The 16,106-nt window shown below is 64.2% G+C and carries 15 protein-coding genes; 7 read left to right on the forward strand and 8 right to left on the reverse strand.

Annotation, left to right across the window (positions count from 1 at the left end; all coding sequences use genetic code 11):
- Positions 1–115: 115 nt before the first annotated feature.
- The 7 genes from AC1D0N_RS03580 to AC1D0N_RS03610 form a co-directional block, all read right to left on the reverse strand.
- The gene (locus tag AC1D0N_RS03580) at positions 116–715 is read right to left on the reverse strand and encodes a VOC family protein (RefSeq protein ID WP_477241446.1); all 600 of its coding nucleotides are present in this window, start codon (positions 713–715) and stop codon (positions 116–118) included.
- A gap of 70 nt (positions 716–785) precedes the next feature.
- Positions 786–1,622 carry an ATP-binding cassette domain-containing protein gene (locus AC1D0N_RS03585; protein ID WP_477241448.1) on the reverse strand — a complete coding sequence of 279 codons (837 nt, stop codon included), beginning with the start codon at positions 1,620–1,622 and terminating at the stop codon, positions 786–788.
- Positions 1,615–2,493, reverse strand: coding sequence for an ABC transporter ATP-binding protein (locus AC1D0N_RS03590; protein ID WP_477241450.1), 879 nt, complete (start codon positions 2,491–2,493; stop codon positions 1,615–1,617). Before AC1D0N_RS03590 ends, AC1D0N_RS03585 begins: the two co-directional genes overlap by 8 nt.
- Positions 2,490–3,338 carry an ABC transporter permease gene (locus AC1D0N_RS03595; protein ID WP_477241452.1) on the reverse strand — a complete coding sequence of 283 codons (849 nt, stop codon included), beginning with the start codon at positions 3,336–3,338 and terminating at the stop codon, positions 2,490–2,492. The genes AC1D0N_RS03590 and AC1D0N_RS03595 overlap by 4 nt, the downstream gene beginning before the upstream one ends.
- Positions 3,331–4,338, reverse strand: a complete 1,008-nt coding sequence (locus AC1D0N_RS03600; RefSeq protein ID WP_477241454.1) for an ABC transporter permease — start codon at positions 4,336–4,338, stop codon at positions 3,331–3,333. Before AC1D0N_RS03600 ends, AC1D0N_RS03595 begins: the two co-directional genes overlap by 8 nt.
- A 71-nt stretch (positions 4,339–4,409) precedes the next feature.
- Positions 4,410–5,936: an ABC transporter substrate-binding protein gene (locus tag AC1D0N_RS03605; protein ID WP_477241456.1), complete on the reverse strand. Its 1,527-nt coding sequence runs from the start codon at positions 5,934–5,936 to the stop codon at positions 4,410–4,412.
- A 110-nt stretch (positions 5,937–6,046) separates the two neighbouring features.
- Positions 6,047–7,621: a phytoene desaturase family protein gene (locus AC1D0N_RS03610; RefSeq protein ID WP_477241458.1), complete on the reverse strand. Its 1,575-nt coding sequence runs from the start codon at positions 7,619–7,621 to the stop codon at positions 6,047–6,049.
- Positions 7,622–7,743: 122 nt separating this feature from the next.
- Between AC1D0N_RS03610 and AC1D0N_RS03615 the strand changes: the two genes are divergently transcribed.
- The 7 genes from AC1D0N_RS03615 to AC1D0N_RS03645 all read left to right on the forward strand — a co-directional run bounded on the left by AC1D0N_RS03615 (position 7,744) and on the right by AC1D0N_RS03645 (position 15,407).
- The gene (locus AC1D0N_RS03615) at positions 7,744–8,535 is read left to right on the forward strand and encodes a cyclase family protein (RefSeq protein WP_477241460.1); all 792 of its coding nucleotides are present in this window, start codon (positions 7,744–7,746) and stop codon (positions 8,533–8,535) included.
- Between the two features lie 16 nt (positions 8,536–8,551).
- A complete protein-coding gene (locus AC1D0N_RS03620) occupies positions 8,552–10,123 on the forward strand; it encodes a phytoene desaturase family protein (RefSeq protein WP_477241462.1) in 1,572 nt (523 codons plus the stop codon).
- Positions 10,123–10,605, forward strand: coding sequence for a MarR family winged helix-turn-helix transcriptional regulator (locus tag AC1D0N_RS03625; RefSeq protein ID WP_477241464.1), 483 nt, complete (start codon positions 10,123–10,125; stop codon positions 10,603–10,605). Before AC1D0N_RS03620 ends, AC1D0N_RS03625 begins: the two co-directional genes overlap by 1 nt.
- A 44-nt stretch (positions 10,606–10,649) precedes the next feature.
- Complete coding sequence (locus AC1D0N_RS03630) at positions 10,650–12,803, forward strand: thiamine pyrophosphate-dependent enzyme (protein ID WP_477241466.1); 2,154 nt, start codon at positions 10,650–10,652, stop codon at positions 12,801–12,803.
- Complete coding sequence (locus AC1D0N_RS03635) at positions 12,796–14,355, forward strand: indolepyruvate oxidoreductase subunit beta family protein (RefSeq protein WP_477241468.1); 1,560 nt, start codon at positions 12,796–12,798, stop codon at positions 14,353–14,355. The genes AC1D0N_RS03630 and AC1D0N_RS03635 overlap by 8 nt, the downstream gene beginning before the upstream one ends.
- A gap of 161 nt (positions 14,356–14,516) precedes the next feature.
- Positions 14,517–14,810 (forward strand): GYD domain-containing protein, encoded by a 294-nt coding sequence (locus AC1D0N_RS03640; protein WP_477241470.1) that lies wholly within the window; start codon positions 14,517–14,519, stop codon positions 14,808–14,810.
- A 312-nt stretch (positions 14,811–15,122) separates the two neighbouring features.
- Positions 15,123–15,407, forward strand: a complete 285-nt coding sequence (locus AC1D0N_RS03645) for a GCG_CRPN prefix-to-repeats domain-containing protein (protein ID WP_477241882.1) — start codon at positions 15,123–15,125, stop codon at positions 15,405–15,407.
- A gap of 90 nt (positions 15,408–15,497) precedes the next feature.
- Here the strand turns inward: AC1D0N_RS03645 and AC1D0N_RS03650 are convergent, their stop codons facing one another.
- Positions 15,498–15,890 carry a hypothetical protein gene (locus tag AC1D0N_RS03650; RefSeq protein ID WP_477241472.1) on the reverse strand — a complete coding sequence of 131 codons (393 nt, stop codon included), beginning with the start codon at positions 15,888–15,890 and terminating at the stop codon, positions 15,498–15,500.
- Between the last annotated feature and the right edge of the window lie 216 nt (positions 15,891–16,106).

Here is a 16,106-nt window from a genome sequence, read left to right on the forward strand (position 1 = left end):
TGCCAGTATTGTGCCGGAGGGAAATTATTTCAAGCTTAAAGTTTCATGTTGAGACGATTTGCTTCGGGGGCCTATCGCGTGCTTGCGGATGGTTGCGCAAGCACGCCCTGCCGGGTCACTTTTCCGGGTTCTTTGGGCTCCACAGCACGGTCTCGGCGCCTTTCTCGTAGGCCATGCCGTCGGGATAGCTGATCGCTTCCAGCTGCAGGCCCCAGGGCGCCTGGAAATAGAGGATGGTCTGGCCGGCGGCCGGGCCCTCCTTGACCGGGAGCGGACCCAACCGGGTCTTCACGCCCTTGCCGTCGAGATAGGCTTTCGCGGCGGCGACATCGTCGACATAAAGCGCGATGTGGAAGCCGCCAATGTCGCTGTTCTTCGGCGTCAAATCCTTTTGGTCGGGTGCCGTGTATTTGAACAGCTCGATGTTCGATCCGTAGCCGCAGCGGACCATGGTGATCTCTTCGATCACCGCCTTGGGATCGACGCCGAGCAGGTCCTGCATGAAGGTGCCCTTGTCGTCGGCGAATGGGCCGAACGACATCGCCTTTTTGCAGCCGACCACTTCGGTGAAGAAATCGACCGCCTGCTTCATGTCGGGCACGGTGATGCCGGTGTGGTCGTGGCCGCGCATACCGGGGATGGAATCGGCGCAAGCAGCACCCATGGTTCCCAGAGCGGCGGCCGCAAATGTTGCAGTCAGGATTGCACTCTTCATGTCAGTCATCCTCCATTGCGGGACACTTGCCGGGCGCACGCCAAAGCCCGCTGTTCGGCGTGCGGATGGTTCATGCCGGTGGCTTTGCGGCGGGATGGATGTCCAGCCAGCCGGCATCGATTTCGGGAAGCGGAATGGCTGATATCAGGTCGCGCGTGTAGGCCTGCCGCGGACTGTCGAACAGAGCGTCCGTCGCGCTGGCCTCGACGATTACGCCTTCGCGCATGACGATCACCTGCTTGCACAGCCGCCGGATCACCGACAGGTCATGGCTGATGAAGGCAACGGTCAGGCCCATCTCGGCCGCGAGCTTTTCCAGGAGCGTCAGGATCTGCGCCTGGGTCGACACGTCGAGGCCGGAGACGATCTCGTCGGCCAGCACGAATTTCGGCGACAGCGCCAGGGCGCGCGCAATGCCGACACGCTGGCGCTGGCCGCCGGACAGTTCGTGCCGGTAGCGGCTGGCAAAACTCTGTGGCAGGCCGACGCGCTGCAGTGCTTCTGCGACGCGGGCCTTCAGATTGTCGCCAAGCCCATTCTGCTTGAGCGGGGCGGCGATGATGCTGAAGATGGTGCGGCGGGGATTGAGCGACGACATCGGATCCTGAAAGATCATCTGCAGATTGCGCCGCAACGGCCTGAGCTCCGCCTCCGGCAGGTGGGTGATATCGCGGCCATCGAAGCTGATGCTACCGGCGCTTGGTTCCAGCAGGCGCACCAGCGCACGGCCGAGTGTCGATTTGCCGGATCCGGATTCGCCGACGATGCCGGTCACCGAACCCTTGGGCAGGTCGAAGTCCAGACCTTTCAGGATCTCGGCCAGCGGCGCGCGGCCAATCAGCGGCTTGCGCGTCATGTCGGGCAGCGCGACCTTCAGCCCGCGCACGGAAAACAGCGGCTCAGCCATGCGGCCTCCACGCCTGGTCGGCGGCAGCGATCTCGGCGGCGAGCCCCGCCAGCACCGCCTCGTCCACCGGCTTCAGCGACGCCAACGGATCGGTGTAGCGCGGCGTGGCTTGCATCAGCGCCCGCGTGTAGGGATGTTCAGGGGCGGCGAAGAGATCAGCCGTCTCGGCTTCCTCCACCACCTTGCCGGCATAGAGCACCGAGACCTTTTGGCTGATCTTGGCGACGACGCCGAGATCATGGGTGACGAACAGGATCGCGGTGCCATGCTCGCGCTGCAACTCGGCGATCAGCCGCAGGATCTGCTTCTGCACGGTGACATCGAGCGCCGTGGTCGGCTCGTCGGCGACGATCAGCCTTGGCTCGGCGGCGAAGGCGGCGGCGATCAGCACGCGCTGGCGCATGCCGCCGGACAGTTCGTGCGGATAGCATTTCAGCACACGGTCCGGATCGCGGATCTGCACCTGGTCCAGCAATTGCCGGATGCGCTGGTCGGCCCTTTCACCGCTCCAGCCGAGAATGCGCACCAGCCGGTCGGTCATCTGCAGGCCGATGCGGCGCGACGGGTTGAGCGCGGTCAGCGGGTCCTGCGGGATCAGCGCGGTGCGTGCACCGATCAGGGTGCGCCGCGCCTTTGGCTGCAGTTTGCCGAGGTCCTCGCCTTCGAGCAGCATACTGCCTTCGACAATGCGCACGCTCGGCGGCAGCACGCCGAGCACCGCCTTGCCGATCATCGTCTTGCCGGCGCCGCTTTCGCCGACCAGCGCGCGTACTTCGCCCGGCTGTACAGCGAGCGACACGGAGCGCAGCACGCGCTGGCCGTTCGGCAGCACGGCGCTCAAGCCCCTGATGTCGAGGCAGGCCGCGCTCATCGCAGCACCGGATCGAAACGCGCCTTCAGCCCCTCGCCGAACTGACTGAACGACAGCACGGTCAGGATCAGCGTGATCAGCGGAAACACCAGCACCCACCAGGCCTGATGGATCGACAACCGGCCCTCGGCGATGATGCCGCCCCAGGTCGGATCGTCGGTCGAGATCGACAGATTGACGAAGGACAGGATCGCCTCGACGATGACCGCGATGCCCATTTCCAGCGACAGCAGCGCCACGATCGACGGCACCACATTGGGCAGCACTTCGCGCAGCATGATGCCGATGCGGCCATAGCCGGCGATGCGGGCATTCTCGACATAATCCATGCGAGACTGGCCCATCGTCTCGGCGCGGATCACCCGGCAGAAGCGCGTCCAGTCGATGATGGCGATGGCCAGGATGACGGAGCTCAATCCGGTGCCGAGCACGGCAACCAAGAGGATGGCGAACAGCACCGGCGGAAACGCCATCCAGACATCGACGATGCGCGAGATGATGCGGTCGGCCCAGCCGCCGAAATAGCCGGCAAGCAGCCCCAGCGTCGACCCGACCAGGCACGCGGCGATGGCCGCGGCGAAGGCGACGATGAAGGCGATGCGGCCGCCGAAGATCAGTCGCGACAACAGATCGCGGCCGAGGCTGTCGGTGCCGAGCCAATAGCCGGGCTCGGCGCCGCTCATCCAGAATGGCGGCAGGCGCTCCAGCATCAGATCCTGCGCCAGCGGATCCTGCGGCGCCACCAACGGCGCGAAGATCGCGGCCAGCAGTGCCAGCAGCAGCCAGCCGCCGGCCAGCCACAATTTCGCGCCCGAGCCATGTCTCGAAATGCGGCCGTCATCCATGGCGCAGCCTCGGATTGAGCAGCGCATACATCATGTCGACGGCAAGGTTGATCAGCACGAACAGCAGCGCAAAGACCAGCACAATGCCCTGGATCAGCGGCAGGTCGCGGTTGATGACCGCGTCGATCGCCATGTTGCCGAGACCTTCATAAGAGAACAGCCGCTCGACGATGACCGTGCCGCCGATGAGGAAGGTGAACTGCACGCCGACCAGAGTGAGCGTCGGCAGGGCGGCATTCTTCAGCGCCTCGCGCAGGATGACCTGCGTTTCCGAAAACCCTTTGACCCTGGCCAGCACGACATAGTCGAGATCGAGCACTTCCTTCAGCGACTGTTTTAAGAGCTGCGAAATGATCGCCGCCAGCGGCAACGCCAGTGCAATCGCCGGCATCAGCATGTGCGCCAGCAGATCCTTGGTCAGGTCGAAGCGCAGCCGAAATATGCTCTCGACGAGATAGAACTGGGTGACGAATGGCAGGTCGAGCTGCGGCGACACCCGCCCGGAAATGTCGAACACCGGCACCAGCACGCCGAAGAGAAGAATGAGCACCAGGCCCCACAGGAAATCCGGAATGGACAGTGCCGCACCGCTGGCAATGTCGATGCCGGCTTCCACCGCGGTGCCGCGTTCGCGCGCGCCAAGGATCGCCGTCGTACCGCCGATCGCCAGTGCCATGATGAGCGCCACGATAGCGAGTTCCAGCGTCGCCGGCAGCCGGTTGAAGACCAGCCCCAGCACGTCTTGCCGCAGCGAAATCGAGGTGCCGAAATCGCCCCTGACGACGCCGGACAGCCAGATGAAGAACTGTTGCACGATGGTCTTGTCGAGCCCGTAGAGCGCGCGCAGCCGGGCGATATCCTCCTGGGTCGCGCCGGGCGGCAGCATCATCGCAATCGGGTCGCCGGGCGCGACGCGAATGACGACGAAGACCACGACCGCGACGCCGAACAGCGTGATCGCCATCGTCACAAGACGGATCAGAAATCTTTGCAGAAGCATGGTCGCCTGTAAGCCTGGCGGAAAGAGGCGCGCCACCGGTTGCGGTGGCGCGCACGCAGTCTATGCCGATGTCAGGCCGGGGTCATCAAGGCCGGCAACAGCGCGCCGGACACATGCTGCACGACGTTGACGCCCTTGGCATGCACGATCGGCTGCGCATACTGGATCAGCGGCAGCACATAGGCCTGCTCGGCGATGTACTTGTCGACCGCCTTCCAGCCGGCGATGCGCTTGGCCTCGTCCTTTTCGCCCCACAGCGGGTTGATCATGTCGATCAGGTCCTGGCTGTCCCACACCGAATGCGGGCTGGGGCCATACATGGCAAAGCCGGTCGACGTCGTCGGATCGCCGATGGCATTGCCCCAATTGTAGAAGGCGGCCGGCGCCAGCTTGTCGGCGGCGCGCAGTTCGTAATGCTTGGCGATCTCATAGACCTCGATCGTCGCCTCGATGCCGACCTTGCGCCACATGCCGACGATCGCCTGGATCATCTCATAGTCCTTGGGCTTGAAGCCCTTGGTGGTCTGGATGGTGAACTTGACCGGCTTCTCCGGCGAAAAACCGGAGGCGGCCAAAAGCTCCTTGGCCTTTTCCGGATTGTGCTCGACCTTGATCGACGGATCGAAGGCCGTGTATTCCGGCGTCTCCAGCGTATCGATGGGCTGGCCGTAGCCGTGCAGCAGGCGCTCGACGAGCAGCTTCTTGTCGACCGCCATCACCGCAGCCTGGCGGACGTTCTTGTCCAGCATCGCCTCGATGTCGTTGAAGAAGATCATGCCGATGTCGGACACGTTCTTGCACGAGCCGGCCAGCCCGTCCTTGGCGATCAGCCGGTCATACTCCTCATAGGGGACTTCGAGCGTCACCTGCGAGGAGCCCGACTCGATCTCGGCGACGCGGCTTGCCGCATCGGTGACGAACTTGATCGTCACGTTCTCGAAGGCCGGCTTGTCGCCCCAATAGTTCGGGTTGGCCTTCAGCCGCAGGAAGGCGTTGCGCTCGAATTTGTCGACCATGTAGGGGCCGGTGCCGATCGGCGCCTTCTCGAAACCCTCGGCGCCGACCTTCTCGTAATAGGCTTTTGGCATGATGTAGCCGGTCAGGAACGACATCCACTTGAAATACACCGGGTCGAACTGCACCACGTCGCCGGTGATCTTGTTGCCGTCGATCTTGAAGTTGGTGACGTTCTTCCAGACGAACTGGATCGGGTTGCCGGTCTTCTCGTCGCCCGCCCGCTGCAGCGACCACACCACGTCCTCTGCGGTGAACGGCGACCCGTCATGCCAGGTCACGCCCTCGCGCACCGTCATCGTGATCTTGCTGCGGTCGTCGTTCCAGCCCCATTCGGTGATCAGGCCCGGCGCAAACGAAAGGTCCGGCTTCTGCGGAATGAACTGGTCGAACACCGATTGGTAGAGACCCTGGATCGTCGGGTTGACCGCCGAAGGTCCAGTCGTCGGATCCCAGGACGGCAAATTGACGTTATAGGCGATGGTCAGTTCGCCCGCCGCCTTGGCAACCTGCGGCAAGCCGATCGCCGCCGCACCAAGCGCTGCAGCACTGTATCCAAGCAATTCGCGTCTGTTGATGGTCATCATCGTTCCCCTGTTTGGTTATTCGTCTGCGCGGCTATGTCAGTTCATTCGTTCAGGCTCCTTGGGCAGCAGCGCCGTGCCCCTCGTCGCCCCTATGAAATCTTTGGCTCCTACCTCCCGCCAAGCTGTTGCGCGAGCATGAAGCCGGAGGCGGCACCGGTGCCGGCGCCCGGCCATGTCGCAGCGCCGGTGAGGTGCAGATGCGCCACCGGTGTGTTCCAGCCGGCGTAACCGCGTGCCGGGCGAAACAGAAAATTCTGCGCCAGATGATGGCTGCCGCAAACCTGGTCGCCGCCGACGAGGTTCGGGTTCTCGCGCTCGAGATCGACAGGCGAAAACACCGCACGGCCGAGGATCTTGTGGCGAAGACCAGGCGCGTAGGTCTCGATGATGTCGAGGACGCGCTCGGCGTAGGTTTCCTTGACCTTGTCCCAGTGATCCGGTGCGATTGTGCCGGCTGCGTCGCCCAAAATTTCGGCCGGCAGCATGCGCACCTGCACCCACAGGACATGCTTGCCCTGAGGCGCGCGCGACGGGTCGACGGCAGTCGGCTGGCCGACGACCAGCACCGGCTCGTCCGGCAGCAGGCCTGCCATCGCCTGCTGGTAGGTGCGCGACATGGCATCGAGCGACGGCGACAGATGCACATAGGCGAATTGCCGGAGCTCTGCGCCGGCGCGCCAGTCCGGCAATTCGTCCAGCGCCAGATGGATCATCATCGTGCCCGGTGCATGGCGGAACTTTTTCATCGCCGTATCGAAGCCGGCATCGCCGGAACCGTTCGGCAACAGTTTGACGGCTAGCGCGGCGGGAGCGACGCCGGCGATGACCGCCTTGGTCGCACTATGCGTCTCGCCGGAAGCGAGCCGCACGCCGGTCGCCTTGCCGGCGGAAACCGTGATCTCGGCCACTTCCGCCCCTGTGACGATCTTGCCGCCGGCTGATGTGACCATGCCGGACAAAGCGCGGATCATGGTATCGGCGCCGCCCTTGCCGATCACCATGCCGAAACACTGGTTGACCATCGATTCCAGATAGGGGAACACCGCACCCCCGGCGATGTCGGGCGCGAAATCGAGATGCATGCCCCAGGTGGCGAGCGTCGCCCTGACATAGGGCGACTCGAAATTCTCCTCGAGCCACGCACGGGGTGAGGAAAGCAACATACGACTGGTGTCGAGCGCCCCGGCAATGCCCTTCTTGCGCCACAGGTTCCAGGCGGTGCCGGCAAGGGCACGCGCGCTCATCGGCGAGCCCAGCAGGCGGAACAGATGCTCGGCCTCCCCAGGGAAAGCCGCAACCAGCTTTCGCCATGTGGCCGCGTCAGCGGCGGAGAAAGCGGCGATGCGCGACGTCGTCTTTTCCAGATCGTTGCTGACGCCGAACCAGCGGCCGTCAGGAAAGGCGCTGGCGAAGCAATCGGCGACCGGCGCGAATTCCAGCCCGTGGGTTTTCAATTCATTTGCATATTTCCGGTGAAAGGCCGAGCCGGCAAACAGGCTCAGGTTCATCGCGCCGAAATCGTGCCGGAAGCCGGGAAGTGTATATTCGTCAGTCTGGACGGCGCCGCCGATTGCTGCACTGCGCTCGAAAATCCCGGTTTTCCAACCCTTGAGCGCCAGATGCGCGGCGCAGGCCAGACTGTTGTGGCCGGCCCCGACGAATATGGCGTCAAACTCGCTCACGCCCACCCAACCCATTTCCTTTATGCTTAAAGATAATTGCAGATGCATATGTTTTCGTCTAGTAGGATATTAAGGGCCGAGACGAGCCTTGATCATCACTGACAAAAGAGGGAACTGAGACCATGGACACCCAGAAACTCCTCGGCGAAGTTGCCGGCCAGCTTCTTTCAGGCGCCATCCAGGTGATCGACCTGTCGGCGCCACTTGGACCCAACACGCCGCTGATCAAGCTGCCGCCGGAGCTGGCCGTCGACACGCCGAAGGTCGAGATCCACTCGATCTCCCGCTACGACAAGAACGGGCCGTGGTGGGCCTGGAACTGGCTGAAGCTCGGCGAGCATTCGGGCACGCATTTCGACGCGCCGCAGCATTGGATCACCGGCAAGGATTATCCGGACGGCGCCACCGACACCATTCCGGCGCAGAATTTCGTCGGCCCGGTCAATGTCATCGACTGCTCGAAGGAAGCCGCCGCCGACCATGACTTCCTGCTCACCGTCGACCACATCAAGGCATGGGAGGCCAAGCATGGCGCCATTAACGCCGGCGAGTGGGTGGTGATGCGCACCGACTGGTACAAGCGCAACGGCTCGGAAGCCGAATTCCTCAACGCCAACGAAACCGGCCCGCACACGCCGGGCCCGACCGCCGAAGCCATCCAGTTCCTGATCAGCAAGAATATCAAGGGCTGGGGCAGCGAAACGATCGGCACCGATGCTGGCAAGGCCGGCGGCATGGAGCCACCATTCCCGGCGCACACGCTGATGCACAAGGCCAACCGCTACGGCCTCGCCAGCCTCTGCAATCTCGACCAGTTGCCGCCGAAAGGCGCCATCCTGATCGCGGCGCCGCTGAAGATCGAACACGGCACCGGCAGCCCGATCCGCGCGCTGGCGCTTGTGTCGAAAGGCTAAGCGAAGGCACGCTGAAGTGAGCCAGCCGGATCACATCATTGTCGGCAGCGGCATCAACGCGCTGGTCTGCGCGGCGATGCTTGGCGGCAAGGGCGCGAAGGTGCTCATCCTCGAGCGCAACGACCGTATCGGCGGCTGCATGCGCACCGAGGAGATCACCGCGCCCGGTTTCATCCATGATGTGATGGCGACGACCTTCGTCCTGTTCATCACCTCGCCGGCCTATGCGGCGCTGGGCAAGGACCTGGCGCGGCACGGGCTGGAATTCTGCCACGCCGGCACGCCGACCGGCGTGCTGCGGCCGGACGGCAGCCATGCCGTGCTCAGCACCGACCGCGCCGCCAATGTCGCTGCGATCAATGCGATTGCTGCGGGTGACGGCGACAAGCATGGAAGCGATGTCGGCGACATCGAGCGCAATGCCGGACTGCTGTTCGGCCTGCTCGGCGGCAGCCTGTGGTCCTACTCGACGGCGAAGCTGTTGGCGGGCGAGGTCTGGCGGCGTGGCCCACGCGGCCTTGCTGCGTTCCTCGGCGAAGCTTTGGCGCCGGCGCGCTGCTGGCTGGAAAGCACTTACCAGTCCGACACCATCCGCGCGCTGTGGGCGCCCTGGGTGCTGCATGCGGGCCTGGGGCCCGAAGACGCATTTTCCGGCCAGATCGCCAGGGTTATTGCCTTCGCGCTGGAAGCCGCCGGGGCGCCGATCGTCAAGGGCGGGGCGCAAAACTTGCTCTCGGCTTTCGAGGCGGTCATCACCGAGCGCGGCGGCGTCATCTCCACAGAAGCCGACGTTGCCTCCATCATCCTGACCGGCGGCCGCGCCACCGGTGTGCGGCTGGCCTCGGGCGAGACCGTCAATGCGAGGAAGAGCATCATCTGTTCGGTCACGCCGACGCAGCTTTACGGGCGCTTGCTTGGCGCAATTGCTCCCAAGGACGATGTCGAGGCGACGCAGAAATACCGCTACGGCAAGGGCAATTTCCAGATCCACTATGCCCTGAGCAAGCCGCCGGCATGGCGCGGCGAAGGCCTGGACAAGGTCGCTCTGCTGCATCTGACACCGGGGCTCGATGGTGTGTCGAAGGCCTGCAATGAGGCCGTGCGCGGCCTGTTGCCGGAGGTGCCGACCATCTGTGTCGGCCAGCCGCACGCGCTCGACCCGTCGCGTTGCCCGGACGGCAAGGCGATCCTCTGGCTGCAACTGCCCGAGGCGCCGAGGCACATCAAGGGCGACGCCGCCGGCACGCTACAGACACCTGCGGACGGCCGCTGGACCGAGGCGCTGCGCGAAGCCTATGCCGATCGTGCGGAGGCCATCCTCGCCAGCCATATCGACGGCTTCAAGGGCAGCGTTATCGCGCGCCGCGCCTATTCACCGGCCGATCTCGAAGCGATGAACATCAATCTGGTCGGCGGCGATCCCTATGGCGGCTCGTCGACCATCGACCAGTCGTTCCTGTGGCGGCCATTCAAGGCCAGCCGCAACCATCAGACAGGCATCAAAGGCCTCTATCACATCGGCGCCTCGACCCATCCCGGCGCCGGCCTCGGCGGCGGCTCCGGCTTCCTGCTGGCGGGGAGGTTGTGATGGATCAGAAGCCCCCGGAAAAACGCCAGCGCATCTCGACCCTGGGCGAGATCGGCCTGCAGCAATTCGCGCCCTATCTGATGAACCGCATCATGGGCCGCTACAACGCCACTTTGCGTGACGATTTCCGCAAGCAGGGCCTGACCATTCCGCAGGTCCGCACGCTGGCCGTGCTGTCGATCACCGACGGGGTCACCGTCAACGATCTCTCGGTCTATACGGTGATCGAGCAGTCCACCTTGAGCCGCACGCTAGACACGCTGGAGGGGCAAGGGTTTGTGCGGCGCGAGCAGGGCGTCACCGACAGCCGCATCCGCCACGTGTTCCTGACCGACGAAGGCCGCGCCGAGTTCACTCGCGCCTGGCCGGCCATGCATGACGCCTTCGAGGCGATGTTCGACGATGTCGACGATGCCGAATATGCCGCGCTGATCGCCACGCTTTTGAAGATGCTGAAGAACATTCGCAAGCACGACATCTAGACCTACGCGCCGCCGGCGTCGGGCGGTAACGGAAGGAGACAAAAATGGCCGAACGGTCTTTTGCCAAGGAAGTCGAAAAACTCCGGCTCGGTGCCGGCGAGGAGTTTGCCGGCGAAGGCATTCTCGCCATCACCAAGGCGCTGCTGCAATGCGGCGTCGGCTATGTCGGCGGCTATCAGGGTGCGCCGATCAGCCATCTGATGGACGTGCTGGCCGACGCCCAGGACATACTGGGCGAGCTCGGCGTGCATTTTGAAGCCAGCGCCTCGGAAGCGACAGCCACCGCCATGCTGGCGGCATCGGTGCACTATCCGATCCGCGGTGCGGCGACCTTCAAGTCGACGGTCGGCACCAATGTCGCCTCCGATGCGCTCGCCAATCTCGCTTCCGGCGGCGTTACCGGCGGCGCGCTGATCATCGTCGGCGAGGACTATGGCGAAGGCTCCTCGATCATGCAGGAGCGCAGCCATGCCTTCGCCATGAAGAGCCAGGTCTGGCTGCTCGATCCGCGCCCGAACTTGCCGTCGATCGTCAAGGCGGTGGAGGACGGCTTTGAGCTGTCCGAGGCCTCCAACACGCCGGTCATGCTGCAGGTTCGCATCCGCTGCTGCCATGTCCATGGCCATTTCATCGCCAAGGACAACAAGCGGCCGCCGATGACGGTAGCCGACGCGCTCGACGCGCCGCGTCGCGACACCGGCCGTATCGTGCTGCCGCCCGCTTCCTTTCTGCACGAGAAGGAGAAGGTGCAGAAGCGCTGGCCGGCGGCGGTCGATTTCATTCGCAGGAACAAGATCAACGAGATCTTCGGGCCGGATCATGGCTCGGTCGGCATCGTCCTGCAGGGCGGCATGTACAATGCGGTCATCCGCGCGCTGCAGCGTCTCGGCCTTGCCGATACCTTTGGCGGCACCGACGTGCCGCTCTACGTCCTGAATGCCGTCTACCCCTTGGTCGATGACGAGTTCCTGGGCTTCTGCGAGGGCAAGGGCTCCGTGCTCGTCGTCGAGGAGGGCCAGCCCAACTACATCGAGCAGGCGTTCGCCTCGATGCTGCACAAGGCCGGGCGCGGTACCAGCATCGTCGGCAAGGAGCACCTGCCGATGGCCGGCGAATACACCGGCCAGGTCATGCTCGACGGCATCGGCTCCTTCCTGCGCGCCACCGCACCGCATCTTTTGCCGGGCGAGGTGCGCGCGCCAAACAAGGTCGGCGACGGGCTCGACATTGCCGACCTGATCAATGTCGTGCCGGGCCGCCCGCCCGGCTTCTGCGTCGGTTGCCCGGAACGGCCGATCTTTGCCGCCACCAAGCTGGTCGAGCAGGAGCTTGGCAAGCACCACATCGCCTCCGACATCGGCTGCCATCTGTTCTCGATCATGCCGCCTTTCGAGCTCGGCGCCACCACCATGGGCTATGGGCTCGGGCCGGCCTCGGCCTCGGCATTCAATTCGCCCGATGCCAAGCGCCGCTCGATCTCCTTCGTCGGCGATGGCGGCTTCTGGCACAACGGCCTGACCTCCTCGATCGGCAATGCGGTGTTCAACAAGAACGACGGCGTCATCGTCATCGTCGACAACTTCTACTCGGCCGCCACTGGCGGCCAGGACATTCTCTCATCGCGCGCCGGCAACAAGACCAAATCGACCAAGCATCCGATCACCGAGGCGGTGAAAGGCATGGGCGTCAAATGGCTGCGCCACATCGATCGCACCTATGACGTGACCAAGATGCAGGACACGCTGCGCGAGGCGCTGACGACGGAGGAGAAGGGGCCAAAGGTCATCGTCGCTTCGTCCGAATGCATGCTCAACCGGCAGCGTCGTGAAAAGCCGCTGGTCGACAAGGCGATCAAGGGCGGCGAGCGCGTCGTCAAACCGAAATTCGGCGTCGACGAGGATATCTGCACCGGCGATCACGCCTGCATGCGGCTGTCCGGTTGCCCGTCGCTGTCGGTCAAGTCGCTGGACGATCCGCTGCGCGACGATCCGGTGGCGCATATCGACCAGAGCTGCGTCGGCTGCGGCAATTGCGGTGAGGTCGCCGATGCGGCGGTGCTCTGCCCGTCTTTTTACCGCGCCGACGTGGTGCACAACCCGAGCCACTGGGATCGTTTCCTCGAAGCCACGCGACGCGCCACCATCGGCCTCTTGCAGCGCCGCCGCGAAAGCCGGCGCCTGACATTCGCCGATGCTTGAGCCTTCATCCCACTCCAGGGCGGACGCGCAGCATGACGAGCGCGTCATCAAGCTTGCTGTGCTGGCGGTTGGCGGCCAGGGCGGCGGCGTTCTGGCCGACTGGATCGCCGACGTCGCCGAGCGCAATGGCTATGTCGCGCAATCGACCTCGGTTGCCGGCGTCGCCCAGCGCACCGGCGCCACCATCTACTATGTCGAGATGTGCCGCGACACCGGCCGCCCGCCGGTCCTCGCTCTGTCGCCGTCGCAGGGCGATGTCGACATCCTGATCGCCGCCGAACTGATGGAGGCCGGCCGCGCCATCATCCGTGGCTTCGTCACGCCTGAACGCACGACGCTGATCGCCTCGTCGCACCGCATTGCCGCGGTGTCGGAAAAGATCGAACCCGGCGACGGCCGCGCATCGTCGTCAAAGGTGCACGCAACGGCGGAAGCTGCGGCCAAGCGCTTCATCGCCTTCGACATGGAAAAGATCGCCGCCGACAACGGCTCGATGATCTCGGCCAGCCTGCTCGGCGCACTGGCCGGATCCGACGCGCTGCCCTTCACCCGCGAAAGCTATGAGCAGGCGATCGGTGCCGGTGGTCGCGGCGTCAAGGCCAGCCTCGCCGCCTTCGGCGCTGCCTTTGATCGCGCGCGCGGCACCGGCTCGCCAGCGCCACAGGCGGCGGAACCCGTGGCTGCCGAGAGCGTCCCTGATGCGGCGGGAAAAGTCAGCGGTCCGGAAAGCCTGCTGAAGGGCTGGCAGGCCTTGGCGGCTCGCGTCGCCGCGCTGCCGGAGCCAGCGCGCGACATGGCGATGCGCGGCCTGAAAAAGGTCGTCGACTATCAGGACATCGCCTATGGCGGCGAGTATCTCGACCGGCTCGACCGGGCGATCGCGCTGGACGGTGCCGGACAGGCCTATGCGCTGTCGATCGCCGCCGCCAAGCATCTCGCCAACGCGATGTGCTATGACGACATGATCCGCGTTGCCGATCTGAAGACGCGCTCGACCAGAGACCAGCGCGTGCGCCGCGAGGTCGGCGTCAAGGACGGCTCGATCCTGCAGGTGACCGAATATTTCCATCCGCGCATCGAGGAATTCTGCGGCACGCTGCCGGCGGGGCTCGGCAGCTACATCGAGGACCGGCCGAAGCTCGCCGCCTTTCTCGACCGCCGCATCAACCATGGCCGCCGCATCCGCACCGACAGCTCTGCCGGCTTCGCCGCTCTGTGGTTCATCGGCGGCTTGCGCCGCTGGCGCCGCAGCCTGCTGCGCCACCAGGTCGAAATTGCCCATCTCGATCGCTGGTATGCGCTGGCGCTGGGCTATGTGCCGGCTGATTACGCGCTGGCTGTCGAGATCGTCAACTGCCGCCGGCTGATCAAGGGCTACAGCGACACTCATCTCCGCGCCCAGTCGAAATTCGACCGCGTGCTGTCGGCGCTCGATCTGGTCAAGGGCCGCCCGGATGCCGCCGACTGGATCCGGCGGCTGCGCGAGATGGCGCTGAAAGACGAGAAGGGCGACATGCTCGACGGCGCGCTGAAGACCGTGGCGACGCTGTAGCGAACGGATTTCGTGCTTCCCCCAGCTGACCGGTGAAATAGCGGGTGCGGCAGCCGCGCAGGCCTTCTGTGGTTCGCGCGCCCGGCTCGTGCTATCGTCATTCTGGGAGACGGCGGACGCGCCGTGAGCGCCCGTACGCTCCCCATTTGTGGGAGGAACCAATGGCTTACTACGTATTGCTGTCGAGTTTCACAGATCAAGGCATCAAGAGCATCAAGGACACCCAGAAGCGTGCTGAAGCTTTCAAGGCGATGGCCAGCAAGAACGGGATCAAGGTTCACACGCTGTTGTGGACGCTTGGACAATATGATGTCGTGGCGGTCGCAGAAGCCGACGACGACATTGCCGCGACCGCACTAGCCCTATCGATCGCATCGCTGGGCAACATCAGAACCCAGACATTGCGGGCGTTCGACACCGCAGACATGGCCAAGATCCTGGCAAAGATGGCCTGACCGCCACTGTGCTGCCCTGCGCAGACGGAAGCCGGCCGCTGAGCCGAGCGGCGGCAAGCTTGTTTGTTTTCCATGAAGCGAAAACCCCGGCGTCAGGTCGGGGTTTTTGGTGATCTCGCGAAGGTGCAGGCCTTGCTGGCACGGCAGTCGAACCTGTCATCGCCTTTCAACGCTTCTTGCAGGGCGTGTTCCACGCATGTCGGCGAGGCGGCGGCATGGCCAAATGACGCATTTGTGATTGCGCCGTTCAGTCAACATTCAGGTGGCAGCGGGTTAATTGTTCGCGGGGGTGTGAACATGGAGAACACAGTCATGCTCACCAAACACATTCTACCCATCGCGATTGCGGCAGGCACCTTGATGCTGTCGAGTGTCGGCTCGCAGGCTCTGCCAACGGCAAAGCCCGGTACCGTCCCAATCCCCATTCAAAGCGGCGGTCCCATTGAAACCGTTGGTTGGCGATGCGGCCCCGCCTGGCACATGAACCGATGGGGCAATTGCGTGCCGAACCACCGGGTGATGATGCGTCCGGTCGGCCACTGGCATGCCGGATTCTGGTTCCGCCATCGCTGGCATCCCGGCTATTGGGGCTTTTGACCACTGACAGGATTTACCAAAAGCGCCCGCTCCGGAAACGGGCGGGCGTTTCAGCCGCAACGCGGGCAGGCAACTCACTGTGGGTCGATCTTACTGCTGAGAGGGGGCAGCGCTCAATCGTCGATAGGAGACGCCGTCGAAAACCGCGACGGCAAAGTCCGTAGCCGACATCTTGCGCTTACGGCCGTCGCTGCAACTGAAAACCGGCCAACCGGCATCGCTGCATTCGCTGGCAGCGCAGATGCGGGCAAGGCAATTTCCGAGCGTCAGCCGGAAGCCGCCAGTCCCTGCGAAACCCTGCAACAGACTGCCGTCCGCCGCGCGCCATGTCCGGGCCCGGAATTCCGCTCGCAAGAGCGTTGGTTCGAGAGGGACCGCAAGGTCGGTTTCGCCAGAACGTCCCGCGAGCTTCAGCCGGATGCGCGCCATTCCTGTCGTGTAGGCGGTTACAAGGTCGGATTCTGCCGCATAGGCTGAAGCCATGGCAGAACGGTCAAGCAGATGAGAAATCCACCTGCCTGCTCCCACCGGCTGGATGAAGACAGCAATCAGGACGATAAAGGCGAAGCAAGCTCGCGACATCGGATAATTCCAGCAGCCGTTTTGGCGCCAGCGTGCCGGTTCGCCTCCCGTTTCCCTCGTACAACATCCTGCCAATTGGCGCCTGACGCAAGCCACCGCCTGCCATTTTGCTGTCGT

It is taken from the genome of Mesorhizobium sp. P2_E10, from assembly GCF_056404235.1.

What these genes read in the sequence shown, in the direction of transcription:
- AC1D0N_RS03580 (WP_477241446.1), bottom strand. Translation starts at nt 715, where the DNA reads ATGAAGAGTGCAATCCTGACTGCAACATTTGCGGCCGCCGCTCTGGGA.
- AC1D0N_RS03585 (WP_477241448.1), bottom strand. Translation starts at nt 1,622, where the DNA reads ATGGCTGAGCCGCTGTTTTCCGTGCGCGGGCTGAAGGTCGCGCTGCCC.
- AC1D0N_RS03590 (WP_477241450.1), bottom strand. Translation starts at nt 2,493, where the DNA reads ATGAGCGCGGCCTGCCTCGACATCAGGGGCTTGAGCGCCGTGCTGCCG.
- AC1D0N_RS03595 (WP_477241452.1), bottom strand. Translation starts at nt 3,338, where the DNA reads ATGGATGACGGCCGCATTTCGAGACATGGCTCGGGCGCGAAATTGTGG.
- AC1D0N_RS03600 (WP_477241454.1), bottom strand. Translation starts at nt 4,338, where the DNA reads ATGCTTCTGCAAAGATTTCTGATCCGTCTTGTGACGATGGCGATCACG.
- AC1D0N_RS03605 (WP_477241456.1), bottom strand. Translation starts at nt 5,936, where the DNA reads ATGACCATCAACAGACGCGAATTGCTTGGATACAGTGCTGCAGCGCTT.
- AC1D0N_RS03615 (WP_477241460.1), top strand. Translation starts at nt 7,744, where the DNA reads ATGGACACCCAGAAACTCCTCGGCGAAGTTGCCGGCCAGCTTCTTTCA.
- AC1D0N_RS03625 (WP_477241464.1), top strand. Translation starts at nt 10,123, where the DNA reads ATGGATCAGAAGCCCCCGGAAAAACGCCAGCGCATCTCGACCCTGGGC.
- AC1D0N_RS03630 (WP_477241466.1), top strand. Translation starts at nt 10,650, where the DNA reads ATGGCCGAACGGTCTTTTGCCAAGGAAGTCGAAAAACTCCGGCTCGGT.
- AC1D0N_RS03635 (WP_477241468.1), top strand. Translation starts at nt 12,796, where the DNA reads ATGCTTGAGCCTTCATCCCACTCCAGGGCGGACGCGCAGCATGACGAG.
- AC1D0N_RS03640 (WP_477241470.1), top strand. Translation starts at nt 14,517, where the DNA reads ATGGCTTACTACGTATTGCTGTCGAGTTTCACAGATCAAGGCATCAAG.
- AC1D0N_RS03645 (WP_477241882.1), top strand. Translation starts at nt 15,123, where the DNA reads ATGCTCACCAAACACATTCTACCCATCGCGATTGCGGCAGGCACCTTG.
- AC1D0N_RS03650 (WP_477241472.1), bottom strand. Translation starts at nt 15,890, where the DNA reads ATGGCTTCAGCCTATGCGGCAGAATCCGACCTTGTAACCGCCTACACG.